This is a genomic window from Tatumella citrea, from assembly GCF_002163585.1.
Classification (GTDB): domain Bacteria; phylum Pseudomonadota; class Gammaproteobacteria; order Enterobacterales; family Enterobacteriaceae; genus Tatumella; species Tatumella citrea.
On the sequence record NZ_CP015579.1, the window covers coordinates 4031356 to 4047059 of the forward strand.

Annotated in this window: 16 protein-coding genes; 3 read left to right on the forward strand and 13 right to left on the reverse strand. The window is 50.6% G+C overall.

Annotated features, from left to right (window positions below):
• Positions 1-305: 305 nt before the first annotated feature.
• Together sodA and A7K98_RS19120 are read right to left on the reverse strand one after the other, a co-directional pair.
• On the reverse strand, positions 306-923 hold the full coding sequence (sodA, locus tag A7K98_RS19115) for a superoxide dismutase [Mn] (protein WP_087489964.1): 618 nt from the start codon (positions 921-923) through the stop codon (positions 306-308).
• Between the two features lie 197 nt (positions 924-1120).
• A complete protein-coding gene (locus A7K98_RS19120; protein WP_087489965.1) occupies positions 1121-2461 on the reverse strand; it encodes an aspartate aminotransferase family protein in 1341 nt (446 codons plus the stop codon).
• Positions 2462-2648: 187 nt separating this feature from the next.
• Between A7K98_RS19120 and A7K98_RS19125 the strand changes: the two genes are divergently transcribed.
• A complete protein-coding gene (locus A7K98_RS19125) occupies positions 2649-3425 on the forward strand; it encodes a DeoR/GlpR family DNA-binding transcription regulator (protein ID WP_087489966.1) in 777 nt (258 codons plus the stop codon).
• Here A7K98_RS19125 and fdhD read toward each other — a convergent pair.
• The 3 genes from fdhD to glyQ form a co-directional block, all read right to left on the reverse strand.
• A complete protein-coding gene (fdhD, locus tag A7K98_RS19130; protein WP_087489967.1) occupies positions 3407-4261 on the reverse strand; it encodes a formate dehydrogenase accessory sulfurtransferase FdhD in 855 nt (284 codons plus the stop codon). The two genes, A7K98_RS19125 and fdhD, sit on opposite strands and share 19 nt — an antisense overlap.
• Positions 4262-4456: 195 nt before the next feature.
• Positions 4457-6526: a glycine--tRNA ligase subunit beta gene (glyS, locus tag A7K98_RS19135; protein WP_087489968.1), complete on the reverse strand. Its 2070-nt coding sequence runs from the start codon at positions 6524-6526 to the stop codon at positions 4457-4459.
• Between the two features lie 9 nt (positions 6527-6535).
• Positions 6536-7447 carry a glycine--tRNA ligase subunit alpha gene (gene glyQ, locus A7K98_RS19140; RefSeq protein ID WP_087489969.1) on the reverse strand — a complete coding sequence of 304 codons (912 nt, stop codon included), beginning with the start codon at positions 7445-7447 and terminating at the stop codon, positions 6536-6538.
• Between the two features lie 269 nt (positions 7448-7716).
• Here glyQ and A7K98_RS19145 point away from each other — a divergent pair, with 269 nt between their 5' ends.
• A complete protein-coding gene (locus tag A7K98_RS19145) occupies positions 7717-7932 on the forward strand; it encodes a DUF6500 family protein (RefSeq protein WP_087489970.1) in 216 nt (71 codons plus the stop codon).
• Between the two features lie 38 nt (positions 7933-7970).
• On the opposite strand, the gene A7K98_RS19150 is transcribed toward A7K98_RS19145, so the two are convergent.
• From A7K98_RS19150 to A7K98_RS19180, 7 genes are all read right to left on the reverse strand, one after another.
• A complete protein-coding gene (locus tag A7K98_RS19150; protein WP_087489971.1) occupies positions 7971-8912 on the reverse strand; it encodes a GlxA family transcriptional regulator in 942 nt (313 codons plus the stop codon).
• A 24-nt stretch (positions 8913-8936) separates the two neighbouring features.
• Entirely contained in the window at positions 8937-9485 is a 549-nt protein-coding gene (locus A7K98_RS19155; RefSeq protein ID WP_087490598.1) for an isochorismatase family protein, read from the reverse strand.
• 138 nt (positions 9486-9623) lie between these two features.
• Positions 9624-10373, reverse strand: a complete 750-nt coding sequence (locus A7K98_RS19160) for an ABC transporter permease (protein WP_087489972.1) — start codon at positions 10371-10373, stop codon at positions 9624-9626.
• A complete protein-coding gene (locus A7K98_RS19165) occupies positions 10370-11560 on the reverse strand; it encodes an ABC transporter substrate-binding protein (protein WP_087489973.1) in 1191 nt (396 codons plus the stop codon). Before A7K98_RS19165 ends, A7K98_RS19160 begins: the two co-directional genes overlap by 4 nt.
• 17 nt (positions 11561-11577) lie before the next feature.
• Positions 11578-12342: an ABC transporter ATP-binding protein gene (locus A7K98_RS19170; protein ID WP_232461565.1), complete on the reverse strand. Its 765-nt coding sequence runs from the start codon at positions 12340-12342 to the stop codon at positions 11578-11580.
• Positions 12342-13394: an acyl-CoA dehydrogenase family protein gene (locus A7K98_RS19175; protein ID WP_087489974.1), complete on the reverse strand. Its 1053-nt coding sequence runs from the start codon at positions 13392-13394 to the stop codon at positions 12342-12344. Before A7K98_RS19175 ends, A7K98_RS19170 begins: the two co-directional genes overlap by 1 nt.
• 30 nt (positions 13395-13424) lie before the next feature.
• Positions 13425-13976 (reverse strand): carboxymuconolactone decarboxylase family protein, encoded by a 552-nt coding sequence (locus A7K98_RS19180; RefSeq protein ID WP_087489975.1) that lies wholly within the window; start codon positions 13974-13976, stop codon positions 13425-13427.
• Between the two features lie 107 nt (positions 13977-14083).
• Between A7K98_RS19180 and A7K98_RS19185 the strand changes: the two genes are divergently transcribed.
• The gene (locus tag A7K98_RS19185) at positions 14084-14989 is read left to right on the forward strand and encodes an AraC family transcriptional regulator (protein ID WP_087489976.1); all 906 of its coding nucleotides are present in this window, start codon (positions 14084-14086) and stop codon (positions 14987-14989) included.
• 34 nt (positions 14990-15023) lie between these two features.
• Here the strand turns inward: A7K98_RS19185 and A7K98_RS19190 are convergent, their stop codons facing one another.
• Positions 15024-15668, reverse strand: coding sequence for a LysE family translocator (locus A7K98_RS19190; RefSeq protein ID WP_087489977.1), 645 nt, complete (start codon positions 15666-15668; stop codon positions 15024-15026).
• Positions 15669-15704 lie beyond the last annotated feature (36 nt).

A 15704-nucleotide genomic window follows, 5' to 3' on the forward strand; every position in this document is an offset into this window, starting at 1 on the left:
AGAGCCTAACCGGGGAAATTTCAACGAAAGTACAATCAGGAACAAGCATCAGTCGGCATCAGAGTAAATATGATAATTGTTTACCCTGCGTTTATTTTTAGTAAGAAATGACAGCACTTTATTAAGATACCGTCTGTTTTTGGTAAGCAAGAAAAGCAGGGAGTCGGTGACGAATACCTGGCTTGCTGGCGTAAATCAGCCAGAGTTTCAGGCAGTCAGATAATCTCAGTATAAAAAAAACCGGCAGCGCTCAGGCTACCGGTCTCGCTAACTGGCGGTAAACTTACCGCCAGAAACACATCAGATTATTTTGCTGAAGCAAAACGCGCTGCAGCTTCATCCCAGTTTACAACGTTCCAGAATGCTTTGATGTAATCAGGACGTTTGTTCTGGAATTTCAGGTAATAAGCGTGCTCCCACACATCCAGACCCAGGATAGGGAAACCGGAAACACCGGCGACAGCTTCACCCATCAGTGGGCTGTCCTGGTTAGCAGTAGAAACGACCGCCAGTTTATCACCTTTTTTCACCAGCCACGCCCAGCCGGAACCAAAGCGGGTTGCAGCAGCTTTTTCAAATTCTTCTTTGAATTTGTCTACGCTACCGAAATCTTTCTCGATTGCAGCTTTCAGATCACCCTGCAGGGTAGTTCCGGTTTTCAGACCTTTCCAGAACAGGCTGTGGTTAGCGTGACCACCGGCATTGTTGCGCAGAGCGGTTTTTTTGTCCGCCGGAACCTGATCCAGTTTAGTGATCAGTTCTTCTACCGGCAGTGCAGCAAACTCAGTACCTTCAAGTGCTGCATTGGCGTTATTAACATAAGCCTGGTGATGTTTGGTGTGATGGATTTCCATCGTTTCCTTATCGAAATGCGGCTCAAGCGCGTCATAAGCGTAAGGCAGGGATGGCAGTGAATAACTCATGTTCAACCTCTCCATTCTAATGTAAGGACAGTACACCCAAAGGGACGTACTGCATAAGCACTGGCTTCCATTATAGTTAAATAATTGATCGGGAAAAGGAGAATCAGTGCATTGTAGCCGCTAACAAATTGTTTTCCGGTAAAAAAAAACTGCTGAAATAGCACAATTTCAGCAGTTTCTCAGAACTACGCTACAGATCAGTGGCCAAGTTCAGTCAGTGACTTGTCCAGTGCGCCGACCAGCCAGTCAATATCTGCCACCTGGAATGCCAATGGTGGACGCAGTTTCAGCACATTACCGTAAGGTCCGGCCACCGAGGTCAACACATGGTGTTCGCGTAGTTTTTCAATCAGATTGAGCGCCAGCGTTTTATCCGGAGTTTTGCTCTGGCGGTCTTCCACCAGCTCAAAACCAATAAATAACCCGGCACCACGCACATCTCCGATACATTCATGTCTGTCCATCAGTTTACGCAATTCAGCCAGTAACTGCGCCCCTACCACACGGCTGTGCTCCTGTAATCCTTCTTCCTCAATCACCCGTAATACTGCCTGTGCGGCCGCCATTGCCACCGGGTTTCCGCCAAAGGTATTAAAGTAAGGGATATCGTCACTGAATGCTGCCAGCACATCACTTTTGGCCAGCAGTCCGGAGACAGGAATGCCGTTACCCATTGGTTTACCGGTGGTGATAATATCCGGCACTACGCCATGACGGCCAAAGCCCCAGAATGCATCCCCGGTACGGGCGAAGCCTGGCTGAACTTCATCGGCAATAAAGATCCCGCCGTTTTTGTGTACCACATCGACTGCCTGCTGCAGGAAACCACGCGGGTTAGGCAATACACCATCCGAAGAAAAAATTGAGTCAGCCAGAAAACCGGCGAATTTAATCCCGTGGGCAGCCATATCATCAATCTGTTTCTGAATTTCTGCTGCAAACCAGGCACCAAGATCAGGCGCATCAACACGGTAATCATCAGGCGGAGATACCAGTCGGGTGGTAGCCGCCAGTGGCTGGCCGCTACCCAATGCTGGCGATGCCCCGGAAGTCAGATCGCTGGTGCCGTGATAGGCTTCTTTAGTCACAATAATACCGGTACCGCCGCTAAATGAACGGGCTACACGAATAGCCAGGTCATTAGCTTCTGAACCGGTACACATATACATCGCTTTATTAATTTCTGCCGGTGCCGTTGCCAGCAACGCCTCGCTGTAATCGAGGATGGCTTCATGCAGATAGCGGGTATGAGTATTCAGCATTTTCATTTGCTGAGTAACCGCCTCAATGACGGCCGGATGGCAGTGACCAATGCTGGCGACGTTGTTATACACATCAAGGTATTTATCCCCGGCGGCGTCCCACAAATACTGGCCTTCCCCACGCACCAGATGCACCGGTTTACGATAAAACAGGCGATAAGAGTCACCCAGTACTTTGCTGCGTTTGTCGGTCAGATTACGGGTATCTGCATCCAGTGAGGCAGCATGTTCAGCACGAAAGCTGTTGGTATCCATGATGGTAGAACGAGTGACCATAATTACTCCTGTCGCAATAATCAGTGGGAAAGCCGGGAAGAATTCATCTCTGAGTTCATCATCGCTGATTTTCAGAAAAATGCAACTAAATACACAAAAGCAACAAAATACACATTCAGATTTCGCGGTGCTGCGCTACACTGAGACAACTGTTATCATCCGGCGCAGTTTGAATTGAGGGAATCCTATGTTGCAGGAAACGCGATTACACCGCATACGCTCATTAATCAGCACTCACCATCAGGTCAGCACTGAGCGCATTATCAATGAGTTGGGAGTATCCAGGGAGACTGCCCGCCGTGACATCATCGCTCTGGAAGAACAAGGGGTTGCACGACGGGTACATGGCGGTATTGTCGCGATAGATGCCCCGGCAGAGCCTCCGTTACCGGTGCGGTACGCTGCACGGGAAAAAGAAAAACGCAGCATTGCCCGCTGTGCGACGGAACAGCTGCACGCCGGACAAACCATATTTCTCGATTCAGGCAGTACCACGACCCTGCTGGCTCGTGAACTCAGAACCATGTCCGGACTCACTATCATTACTAACAGTTTGCAGGCGGCACTGGTCCTGACGGCGACCGAAAATGACAGTCAGTTGCAGCATGAAGTCATTCTGTTGGGGGGCAGTATGTCGGCCGGGACTCAGCAAACTCATGGCGGTATCACAGTTAATGAAATTCACCGCTATCAGGCAGATGTCGCCCTGTTATCACCGGTCGGGGTTGATGCCGTAACAGGAGCCAGCAGTTTTTCACTGGCAGAGGCAGCAATTGCCGGCGCAATGGCTCGTCAGGCAAAACAGCTTTTCCTGCTGGCCGACCATAGTAAGCTGGGGGTCACCAGCCGTTACTGTTATGCTCAGCCGGCAGATATCGGATTGCTGATTTCAGACAGTGCAGCAACAGACCACTATGCCTGGCCTGCGCTGGCTCAGACATTTAGTCAGGTGATTTCAGCCTGATACAAACGTTGTGGGTGAGTGTAAATAATTGCACGACCTGGCTTACTGAACCCAACCAACGTCAGGCCACAACGTTCTGCTACCTCTACGGCCAGCGCGGTAGCCGCTGAAACAGCAAACAGAATCTCAACACCACACATCGCCGATTTTTGTACCATCTCATAACTGGCACGACTGGAGACCACAACAGCCCCCTGCTGCCAGCCTTCCCGGCTGCGATACCCAAGCAGTTTATCCAGTGCAACATGCCGGCCAACATCTTCACAGCCCCCGGATAACTCTCCCCGCTCATCCATCCAGGCTGCCACATGAGTGCAACCAGTCTGACGACCAATGGGTTGAAAGTCAGAGAGTTGCGACAAACCTCTGTCCAGAGCCTGCAGGTTAAAACGGCGGGTAAATGGCAACGGGGGAACCGGCTTACCAATTTGTTCAAGCTGTTCAACTCCGCATACTCCACAACCTGTGCGTCCGGCCATAGCTCTGCGCTGCTCTTTCAGTGCCATAAAACGTCGGGTCGAAAGCTCAATATGAACTTCAATCCCCTGACACTGAGGCAGGACATCAATACCATAAATTTCTGACGGAGAACTGATAATGCCTTCAGAAAGAGAGAAGCCGACAGCAAACGCTTCCAGCTGTCCCGGTGTGGCCATCATCACCACATGAGAGATGCCGTTATAGACCAGAGCCACCGGAACCTCTTCTGCCAGCCAGTCTTCACGGGATTCCGCCTGTGGTCCATCCAGAAGCGCCTGACGAGTCCAGACCTGGCGGGTAGTTAGCCCCCCGATGGACGCTGTTTCTTCACCGAAATTTTCTGAAGGAATATTCATATTGTGGTTCCGCAGATCTCACTGCTGAAATGGGTATCACTGGGTTTTAGCACATTAATCCGCATGAGTGTTAACCACATCAGGGGGTGTGATAACAACGCAGCAGAGACTTCCGGCTGCAAATTAGCGGATTAAAGAAACAAAAAAAGCGAGCCACCGGCTCGCTTCTCTGAATCATATCTCACCAGTACTGAATTACTGTAGCAGGGAAATATCCGCAACCTGCAGGAACAGATCGCGCAATTTTGCCAGTAATGTCAGACGGTTGATACGAATTTCCGGCTCTTCAGCATTTACCATCACCTGCTCGAAGAAGTTATCTACCGCTTCACGCAGTTGAGCCAGCTCAATCAGCGCTTCCTGGTAGCGACCTTCAGCAAAGTAAGGTTGCAGTTTACTGCTCAGCGCACTCACATAGGTCGCCAGGGTAATTTCTGCATTTTCCTTCAGCAACGATGCCTGCACACTGTCATTCAGCGTTTCATCAGATTTTGCCAGGATATTGGAAACACGCTTGTTGGCTGCTGCCAACGCCGCTGACTGTTCGAGAGTCCGGAAGTGAGAGACCGCTTTCATCCGCGCATCGAAATCAGCCGGACGGGTTGGGCGACGGGCCAGTACAGCCTGCAGCGTATCAACACTGTGACCTTCTTCCTGATACCAGCTACGGAAACGACCCAGCATAAAGTCAATGACATCATCAACCACCGCCGGATTCGTCAGCTTATCACCATACAGACGAACCGCTTCTTCAGTCAGAGTCTGCAGATCTAAAGGCAGGTTTTTCCCGACAATAATCCTCAGAACACCCAAAGCTGCACGGCGCAGAGCAAACGGATCTTTATCGCCTTTCGGATGTTGTCCGATACCAAAAATACCGGCCAGGGTATCCATTTTATCGGCAATCGCCAGCGAACAGGACACCAGACTCTGTGGCAGTTCATCACCGGAGAACCGGGGCTGGTACTGCTCGTTCAGCGCTACAGCCACATCTTCGGCTTCACCGTCATGGCGGGCATAATGCATTCCCATCACACCCTGAGTGTCGGTGAACTCAAACACCATATTGGTCATCAGATCGCATTTTGACAGCAATCCGGCACGGGTCGCATGGCTGACATCAGCTCCGATTTTACCGGCAATCCAGCCTGACAATACCTGAATACGGTCAGTCTTATCCCGTAGTGTTCCGAGCTGTTTCTGGAACAGAACACTTTCCAGTCGTGGCAGCTGGTCTTCAAGGCGTTGCTTACGGTCGGTATTAAAGAAGAACTCGGCATCTGCCAGACGCGGGCGAACCACTTTCTCGTTACCGGAGATAATTTGCTGCGGATCGGTCGATTCGATATTGGCAACAAAGATAAAATTCGGCAGCAGTTTTCCGTCCTGGCTATAAACCGGGAAGTACTTCTGGTCACCTTTCATGGTGTACACCAGCGCTTCTGAAGGCACCGCCAGGAATTTCTCTTCGAAGGTTGCCGTCAGCACGACCGGCCATTCCACCAGAGAAGCAACTTCTTCCAGCAGGCTGTCGTTCAGGTCCGCTTTACCCCCCAGTTTTTCGGCAGCCGCTTCAGCATCCGCTTTAATCGCAGCCTTACGGGCTTCGTAATCAGCGATCACTTTTCCGCGCTCCAGCAGGATTTGCGGGTACTGATCAGCGTTATCAATGCTGAATTCTGCTTCACCCATAAAACGGTGACCGCGGATAGTCCGGTCCGAATTAACCCCAAGTATAGTGGCAGGGATCAGTTCATCTCCCAGTAACAGAGTTACTGTGTGTACCGGACGAACAAACTGAACATCACTGTCAGCCCAGCGCATCAGTTTCGGTACCGGTAATTTTGCCAGCACACCGGCAACCATTTCTGGTAACAGAGAAACTGCTGATTCGCCTTTCACCGCCGCGCGATAAACAAGCCATTCACCTTTATCATTCACCAGGCGATCTGCCTGTTCAACGGTGATGCCATTACCACGGGCCCAGCCTTCAGCAGCCTTGGTTGGTTTGCCGTCTGCATCAAATGCAGCAGCAATCGCCGGGCCACGTTTTTCTACTTCACGATCAGCCTGGGAAGCACTAAGTGAGGCAATCTTCACCGCCAGACGGCGTGGAGAAGCAAACCACTCCGTAGCACCATGACTCAGGCCGGCGCTATCAAGTTCGCTGGTCAGCAGGGAGGCAAAAGATTCCGCCAACTGACGTAATGATTTTGGTGGCAGCTCTTCGGTGCCAATTTCCACCAGTAAGGTTTTATCTGTCATCGCTGCCTCTTACTTGTTGTTATTGCACATCGGGAAGCCCAGGGCTTCACGGGAAGCATAATAGGCTTCGGCCACGGCTTTGGTCAGGGTACGAATTCGCAGAATATAGCGCTGACGTTCAGTAACAGAGATAGCTTTGCGTGCATCCAGCAGGTTAAAACTGTGTGCAGCTTTCAGAATACGCTCGTAAGCCGGCAGCGGCAGCGGTTTTTCCAGTGCCAGCAGGGTTTGGGCTTCTTTTTCGTACTGTTCAAAACAGCTGAACAGGAACGGAACATCGGCATATTCAAAGTTATAGGTCGACTGTTCAACTTCGTTCTGGTGAAACACATCGCCATAGGTTGTGATGCCGAACTGACCGTTACTCCAGACCAGATCATAGATACTGTCAACGCCCTGGATGTACATCGCCAGACGCTCAAGACCATAAGTGATCTCACCGGTCACGGGCTTACATTCCAGACCACCCACCTGCTGGAAATAGGTAAACTGTGTCACTTCCATCCCGTTCAGCCACACTTCCCAGCCCAGACCCCAGGCCCCGAGTGTCGGGTTTTCCCAGTTATCTTCGACAAAACGAATGTCGTGAACCTGCGGATCAATGCCCAGGGCTTTTAGCGAGCCCAGGTACAGTTCCTGCATATTTTCCGGCGAAGGCTTAATCATCACCTGGAACTGATAGTAGTGCTGCAGGCGATTAGGGTTTTCGCCATAGCGGCCGTCGGTCGGACGGCGTGAAGGCTGAACATAGGCGGAAGCAACGGGTTCTGGCCCCAGTGCGCGCAGGCAGGTCATCGGATGTGAGGTGCCCGCACCTACTTCCATATCCAGTGGCTGTACAATGGTACAGCCCTGTTGCGCCCAGTAATCCTGCAAGGTCAGGATCAGGCCCTGAAAGGTCTTGGTATCAAACTTTTGCATGTTGAATTCGCACGCTATTTGGCCGGATGAAAAAAGTGGGTCGTAGTATACCCTTTGACCGGCCGTTGTGCAGCCGGAAATCCGCACATCGCGGCGTTGTCCGCGAAATTCCTGTAATGTGGTTTTATCTTACAATATCCGGGGCTGACTTCTGGTCGCCAATGTTTCATGGTGCGCGCAGTTGCAAGTATCGCTGTTCCCGGAAAAGATCTGACCAGGAGAAGCTAACGTTTAGCTCCCCTCCGTTGAAAAACACGCAGTAGAAATCATTGAACGAAAGTATCAAAGCCAGAATAGTCGCCATTTTTGATGAAAAAATCGCAGCAAAAGGCAGTAACGTCGGCCTCTCTTTCTATGCATTTTTCTCTAATAAAAATAATGATCCTGAAACACTGATGGCGGTGGCGCAATGGTGGATTATGGAGATGAAACTGGATCATTTTGAGAAAGCAGAAAAAATCAAATCCCTGGTGAGCGCTTTATAAGCCGCAGGCTGAATCTTCTCACTGATAATCCTGAGCCTTTAGCAGCCTGACTCATCGGCACTTTCCTGTAACCGGGAACGGGTGAGCCGGAACTGCCTGGCCGAGGAAAATCCCGCTGCCAACGCGGCTTTTTCTATCCCTTCCCCCTGTTGCAGCCGCTGTCCGGCGACTGCCACTCTGAGCTGCTGCTGATATTCATGCACAGAAACCCCCAGATAACGTCGAAATAGCCGGGTCAGATGGCGACTGCTGATATGCACGCGATCGGCCAGTTCACTGAGCGGCCAGCTCTGTTCAGGATGCTGACTGATCAAATCCTGTACCTTATGAATGGCCGGATGCAGATGATTACGATAACGCAACCACGGAGATAGTTGCGGGTCATCGCCGGAGCGTCGAAACCAGACCACCATTTCCCGGGCCACTTCAAGCGCCTTACGAGGACCGAACATCCGGCTTATCAGGTGCAGAGAGAGATCAATTCCGGTCGTGATGCCGGCACTGCTCCAGATCCCACGGTCCTCTATAAATACCCGGTTATCCACAACCCGTGCTTTTGGGGCCATATCCCGTAACCGGTCCAGCACCTGATGATGAGTCGTGCAGGCTACACCATCCAGTAATCCGGTTCGGGCGGCCAGCAGCGCCCCTGCACAGATGCATACCAGAGTTACATCTCCCCGGCGAATAGCAGCCTGCTGTGTGAGCAGCCAGTTTCCGGCCTCTATGGCCGCGGTCTGTTCCAGCCGCCAGGCGGAATTATCGACTCCGGGAATGATCAGTAAGCTACCGACAGGTAATTGTTCAGGCAGAGGTGCGATATCACTGATGGTCATCTGTGTGGAGCTGATTACCGTCGGGCAGGGGCCGGTGTAACGCAGTTCAATATCCGGACCGGCCAGCCGCAGTGTTTCCGCAGGGCCGGTAATATCCAGAGCCATCACCCCTGGCAGAGTCAGAAACCAGACCTGTCTCGCCATCATCGTTCCTCCACAGACAAAATATCAGGATTGTTCACTCAGCAACTGCAGGCATTCATCCACTGAACAAATCCGGGCGAATCTGTCATTCAGTACCAGCTCAGTACGCCGCATAATCTGCTCTGCAGAATAAGTCACTCCCTGCCACTGCATATCAAATGTCAGGGTCGCCTCGCTGACAAACAGCACCTTAAACCCTAAGTCACTGGCCACCCGCGCTGTAGTTTCGCAGCATTGCTCCGTCCGGATACCGCTAATGATCAGTTGCTCAATCTTTCGCTCATGCAGCCATTCCAGCAGTGAAGACTCCGTCAGCGCATTATGCACTCTTTTTTCTACCGTGACTGCGGCAGTATGGTTTAAAAAGGACATCCGCTTAACATAACCGGACTCCGGCGCAAACGGCCCTTTGCTGATATGAAACACATCAGCCACCGGTATCCCGAGTTTCAGACATCCGGAGATTAGCCGGGTTAACTTCTGCGAAAATTCAGGAAATCCGTTATCTGTCCAGAAATCACGATGTAAAAAAGAGTCCTGAACATCGATCACTATTAATGCACTTTTCATTATCACTCCCGTCAGTTGTAAGGTTCTGACAGGAGTATCACCGGGCTACTCACAGAAATTAATGCCAAATCGGGACATCATTCCGTCAGTAGCAGACCAGTTTGCCGGGCGTTAAGCTAACAGAGAGTATTCTGCTACCAGCTATCTGGCAGCACTAAAGGGTTGAAGCAGACATCTCATCAGGCAATCCATCAGAAAACCGACAACCCCAATGGTGACAATCACCGCCATCAGTCCTGAATAATCCAGACTGTCTCTTGCATCCAGAATGGCATACCCTAGTCCAGAACTTACCCCCAGCATTTCACAAGGCACCAGTACTATCCATAGTATGCCAATCGCCAGTCTTAACCCGGTAAAAATATGCCCCAGAATACCCGGCAGCACGACATAGCAAAGCGTTTCCCATGGCGTTGCACTGGCGGCCCTGGCCTGCATCAACCAGTGTGGGGATAGTTGTTTGATTCCACTGGCAGTACTGAAGATCACCGGCCATACCGCGGCAAAACTTAACAAAAACCAGACCGGATGATCTCCTACCCCCAAAGCCATGACAGCGATGGGCATCCACGATAGCGGCGAAATCATCCTTAGTAACTGAAGGACTGGCATCGACAGTTGCTCGAGTGTACGAAAGTAACCCATCAAAATTCCCACTGGCAGCCCAATTACTATCGCAAACAATAATCCAATACAAACCCGCTGCAGGCTGATCACTGTATTATTTAACAATGAGCCATCAGACAGCATTTTTATCAATGCGGAGAAGGTATTGACCGGAGTAAATGCGACAAGCATCCCTGTAAGTGGTCGGGTTGCCAGCCACCACAAAAGAATAATGACGACCAATCCGGGAACCATCAGGAATTGCCTGCTTAATCCACTTTTCATGGTGAAATGACTTCTGTTCGCTGAAAATCCCCATCAGCGAGTCCAAACGCTGACATCCCCCCGGCTTTGCGGATACTGTTCAAAACATAACGGTTGTCAGTAAGTTCCGCGCTGACGTTTTGCGGTTGCAAGTTTTGCAGGAAACTATGATCACCTTCGATCACTGTCTGTTTTAGTAATTCCGCCAACCGGGAAAAATAACCGTCATAGGGCCAGGGCTGAAAATCAATTCTCGACTGATGCCAGTCAGGATGACGAATCGCATGATCAGCAATCCAACCCGCTTCCATCGTGTCCGAAGGCTGTAATACCTGAGTCAGAACCTCTGCAGTATGCGGGGTATAGTGATTCGGACCATCACGTGACAGCAGTGTGGCAGTCTGGCTTCGGTTTGAACGTATCCACTGCTGTGCATCCACTATTGCATCGGTCACCTGTTGGCTCCACACGGGACGGTTGTTCAAATCGGACTCATGCATCATAACCACACAACATGCATGGCTTTTCCAGATATCTCCGGTAAACCGTAAGATACGTCCCACCTGATGGGATTCAGCCAACGCATTAAAAGGCTCGGCGACAATAAAGCCAGAGATTTTTCGGCTGACAAGAGCAGGTACCATATCTGCCGGCGACATCACCACCAGTTGAACTTCACCCTGTGCGGCCGTGACGGTCACAGCCTTCAGCCCGGCCTCGCGAAGTAGTTGTTGCACAATCACATTGTGAATCGAATACCAGAAAGGAATAGCGACGGTTTTTCCTGACAACTGCCTAGCATCAGTAATTTCGGGTAACACCGTGAGTGCGGAACCATTGGTATGGTTCCAGGCAACGACTTTGGCGGGTAATTTTGCCTGATAGCGAGCCCAGAGAGTCACCGGCGCAAGCATATGAATCACGTTGACTTGCCCGGCGATAAACGCCTCTGTCAGTTGAGACCAGCTACGAAACATAACTGGTTTATCTGCGGGTTTTCCGGGCTGGTCAAATCGTCCCCGGGCATGAGCCACAAGTAACGGGGCAGCATCGGTCACCGGCAGATAACCGACCCTGACCGGAGCATCGGGTTCATCCGCAGCTCTGGCTTGCTGTTGCATAATTAAAGGCAACGCAGTACCGGTGGTGAGTAACGCGGTCAGTTTCAGAAAATCTCGCCGTGAAAAATTATCACACATCAAACACATAATTAAACTCCGATCGGTTAGCTGCGTTGATCGCGCATTGCTTTAAGAATGTCGAGCCGGGCTGCTGACAGCTCATCGAGCGCCTGTTCCCGGGGGAAGGGTATCTGTGGCTGCCACTCTTTCAGGGAACCGCCTTCGCCCCCATTCAGCAGAAGCATTCTGTCAGTCATTAACAGAGCCTCATCAATATCATGGGTGACCAGCAGTACCGATAGCTGTTGCTGACGGGCAATAGTGCCCACCAACTGCTGCATTTCCTGACGGCTGAGCGGATCAAGAGCACTAAACGGCTCATCAAGCAGTAACACCGCGGGACTTCGGGCCAGACAACGGGCAAGAGCTGCACGTTGTGCCATACCTCCCGAAAGTTGCGACGGGTATTTATGCTGGTGAAGGCTAAGGCCTACGGCCTCAATAGCCTGGCTAATACGTTGCTGGCGTTGTTGCCGGCTGAGACGTGGCTGATGACGAAATTTCAGACCAAATGCCACATTCTGCCGTAGATTCAGCCAGGGAAGTAAGCCCGGAGTCTGGAACACCATCCCCAGTTGCGGATGCGGACCGGTAAGCTTTTTTCCCTGATAGAAAATTTCCCCGGTCAAAGGGCGCTCCAATCCGGAAAGCACCCGTAATAAGCTAGACTTACCTACCCCACTGGCACCAATGATTGCCACACTGCTACCGGCATCCGCACTGAAGTTAAACCCGCTCAATAACCGGGTTATTCCGGCACTTTCACGAAACCCCAGGGTAATATCTCTGGCCATCAGTAACGGAGGCATCAAACATCCCCCTGCAACTGCTGGCGCAACTGAACAACACTCGGTGTGACCAGTGGTAAAAATGCCGACTCCCGCCAGCGCCGGGCAAACTGGTCACCGACCGGAGAGAGATAGGCCCGCCCACCTTTAATCATCAGTTCGGTCTGAATAACTCGTTGTGTTAATTCAATCAGTGCAATACGCAGTTGAAAGAGCTGCCGTGGTTCAGACTGAAACTGACCATTGGCCAGTCCTGAAAACAATCTGCTACGCAGAGAGTCATACTGCCGGAGTGTGGTCTGGTAATCAGCCCGAAGCGGATGTGTCTCAGCTGAATGATCACTAATTTCACTCAGGCTGCGAGCCGCCAGCCCTAGCGCCATACCACACTGTAATCCCAGGAAATGTGGCCTGAGGTATGCCAACGCTACAGTGGCATCCGGATAAAGGATGGAACGTTCATCTACTACCGCCTCAGTAAACTGCAGAGCTGCTGTTGCACTCCCCTGCATTGACATCAGAGACAAATCGGCCGATCGTTCCACTCCCGGCAGATCCGAGGAGATCGTCGCAATAAACGGAACGGCTCCACCTTTGGGCTGAACCGCAGTCACCACCGAAAATTTTTCCGGTTGCAAATTTGTCACCCAAAAGAGTTGCCCGGAGACCTGCCAGCCACCCTGATCTGATTCTCCTGAAAGATTAATTTCTTCAATACCATTCAGGAATTTCATCATATTTGAAAGTCCGGTCGCACCGGCATACTCTCCCGATAATAGCGCCGGTAGTCGGTGAGCATGCAATGGGTACTGCGGTGATCGCACCAACAACTCAATGTAAGTCCGGTGTCCCCAAAACATAAATGCCGCCGTCATCGAGTGACTGGCAACCTCACTGAGCGCCTGCACGGCATCGGTAAAATCGCCGCCGCTGCCGCCATACTCAGTGGCAACACCGATGGCAAACAGTCCTTCCTGACCAAGACGTCTGAGAATTTCGTGACTCAGTTCGGCTGTCTGGTCAATTTCCAGAGCATGTTGCTCCAGCCAGTGAAGCAGTGCGTGACTTATCATACAATAACTCTCCAGGTACGCTGTCGTAGGCTATTTCGGCCACGCCCAACGTTGTAACTCGGTATTTAATGGCGTCCTGGCCAGGTTATTGGCAAAATTACAGAGTGTTGCCAGGCTGACACCCAGTACCACATCTAACGCTTGCTGCTGGCTAAAGCCTGCGTCAAGAAAAGCCTGCCAGTGCTGTTCATCCACATCGCCATGTGTGGCAATCACCTGACGGGTAAATTCAGCCAGTTGCTCAGATGGCTGCTCCGGCAGGGTCTTCTCTTCACGCAAATCCTGCAATGTCTGTTCCGGTAACAGTTTTCTTTTCTCGACGGTAGCACTGTGTCCGGCAACACAAAAGTTACAACCATTGGTAATGGCCGCTGTGATCTGGACAATTTCCCGCTGCCCGGCAGAGAGGCTGTTTTTATTGTTTATTTCGCTAAGAGTTACATAAGCGCTAATTGCTTGTGGCGAATTAGCTAATACAGATAATAGATTTGGAATAAATCCTGAATTCCTCTGTGCTGCCTCAAGATAATTCTTTGAAACTTCAACTGCATCTTCTTTTTTCTGCAAATTTATTCTGGTCATATACCCTCCTGTTAAGTCATCGCCAGTATGTTTTTATTGTTAATTCCGGGCAATGCTGATAAATATTTATTTGTTGCTCGTTCGTCCTTTATGTAGGCTATTTTTTTATGATTAATAACGAATGGTTATTAGAGAATCTACAGGTACAAAGCACGATATTCCACATTGGACGCTATTGCGGTTCGTGGAAAAGCAGTGCTTCAGGCCATGGTAAATCAAGCTATCACATCGTCATGGAGGGAGGGTGCTGGTTACATACCTCGCCTCCGGATTCACCGGTAAGGGTCAATCAGGGCGATGTTGTTTTTATTCTTCAGGATTGTCCGTTTATCCTTTCTGATGAGCAGGATTCCGTAAAAGCTACACGCTCCCCGATAAAATCCATGGCGAGCCTGGCAGAAAATGTTGACCAGAGCACAGCATTAACCTGCGGGTTTATTACTTTCACTTCGCCAGTCAGTAAAGTGATATTGTCATTCTTTCCCGAGGTGATCATTTTACGCAAAGATGATGACCTGTCAGGCTCTATAAAAAATATTCTCGAAGTAATTCACAAAGAGGCTTTCAGCGAAACATTTTCCAGCCAGAAACTTATTTCTTCACTGGCTGAAATACTTTTTTTCATTGCTATTCGAAAAACTCACATTCAGGATAAAATAACTACTCCGCTGGATAAATTTGATCTTTCCTCAGAATTTCTCGGTTTGTTTGCCAACATTCTGCGTCAGCCAGAGAAAGAATGGAGTATCCCGGAAATGGCAGCACAATCCGGAATGTCACGGTCGTGGTTTATTCATCGGTTTCGTCAGGTGATGCCTCTGACTCCGGCAGAAACCGTACGTTATCTAAAAATCAGCGTTGCCAGTCGGATGATAGATAAGGGCCATAATCTGACCGATGTAGCGTCAGCTATTGGCTACCTGTCTGTTTCAGCTTTTAACCGTACATTTAAACGGGTAACCGGATTAACGCCAGGAAATTATCGCCTTCGTACCCGTATTACCGGTAAATGAATATGTTGAGCATCGTAATTGTCACTCAGAAGCACTACGGTTCAGATAACCAGCGCCACAAAATAACCACCGCGAACAGAATCAAAACTCCGCCGGCCAGCCGTTCCAGTCGCCAGATCAGCCCCGACAATCGTTGCCTGACGCTGCTTAATCCCAGTAATCCTGCGACACCTAAATCCCAGCATAAAACCACCAGCACCATCCACACCCCGCAACTGATTTGTTGCAGTAGCGTGATATCCGGACCTGTCACGCTGGTCAGTAGTGCCAGGTAGAATAATGCATTCTTAGGATTCAGCGCTGAGGAAGCCAGTCCGAAAAAAAACTGGCGGAGAAACGAAGGGCACTGCCCTGCAACAGCTTCGGGCAGGTTGTTGTCTGGCTGGCTGTGGGATAACTGCCAGCCTATCCATAATAAATATCCGGCACCGGCCAGCTCTGTCAGATTATACAGCCAGGGGGAATGATTCAGACCACTCCAGCCGGCTATCGCTAATACAATATATCCGCCGTTACCGGCAGCAATTCCACAACAGATTCCGGCGCTGCCACGTACCCGGTAACGCAGAGCATAACTACTGAGCAGGAAAAAGTCCGGGCCGGGGCTGAGCAATGCCACAAAATGTGCCAGTGCCAGCAACCAGAAACGTTCCGGAAACAGAAGATGTAACAGTGACATAGAGACCTCTGCAGATAAACACAGCGGTCATCCTAT

Bases quoted from the DNA above. Each gene is read 5' to 3' on its own strand.
- sodA (WP_087489964.1), bottom strand. From the start codon at position 923: ATGAGTTATTCACTGCCATCCCTGCCTTACGCTTATGACGCGCTTGAG.
- A7K98_RS19120 (WP_087489965.1), bottom strand. From the start codon at position 2,461: ATGGTCACTCGTTCTACCATCATGGATACCAACAGCTTTCGTGCTGAA.
- A7K98_RS19125 (WP_087489966.1), top strand. From the start codon at position 2,649: ATGTTGCAGGAAACGCGATTACACCGCATACGCTCATTAATCAGCACT.
- fdhD (WP_087489967.1), bottom strand. From the start codon at position 4,261: ATGAATATTCCTTCAGAAAATTTCGGTGAAGAAACAGCGTCCATCGGG.
- glyS (WP_087489968.1), bottom strand. From the start codon at position 6,526: ATGACAGATAAAACCTTACTGGTGGAAATTGGCACCGAAGAGCTGCCA.
- glyQ (WP_087489969.1), bottom strand. From the start codon at position 7,447: ATGCAAAAGTTTGATACCAAGACCTTTCAGGGCCTGATCCTGACCTTG.
- A7K98_RS19150 (WP_087489971.1), bottom strand. From the start codon at position 8,912: ATGGCGAGACAGGTCTGGTTTCTGACTCTGCCAGGGGTGATGGCTCTG.
- A7K98_RS19160 (WP_087489972.1), bottom strand. From the start codon at position 10,373: ATGAAAAGTGGATTAAGCAGGCAATTCCTGATGGTTCCCGGATTGGTC.
- A7K98_RS19165 (WP_087489973.1), bottom strand. From the start codon at position 11,560: ATGTGTTTGATGTGTGATAATTTTTCACGGCGAGATTTTCTGAAACTG.
- A7K98_RS19170 (WP_232461565.1), bottom strand. From the start codon at position 12,342: ATGCCTCCGTTACTGATGGCCAGAGATATTACCCTGGGGTTTCGTGAA.
- A7K98_RS19175 (WP_087489974.1), bottom strand. From the start codon at position 13,394: ATGATAAGTCACGCACTGCTTCACTGGCTGGAGCAACATGCTCTGGAA.
- A7K98_RS19180 (WP_087489975.1), bottom strand. From the start codon at position 13,976: ATGACCAGAATAAATTTGCAGAAAAAAGAAGATGCAGTTGAAGTTTCA.
- A7K98_RS19185 (WP_087489976.1), top strand. From the start codon at position 14,084: ATGATTAATAACGAATGGTTATTAGAGAATCTACAGGTACAAAGCACG.
- A7K98_RS19190 (WP_087489977.1), bottom strand. From the start codon at position 15,668: ATGTCACTGTTACATCTTCTGTTTCCGGAACGTTTCTGGTTGCTGGCA.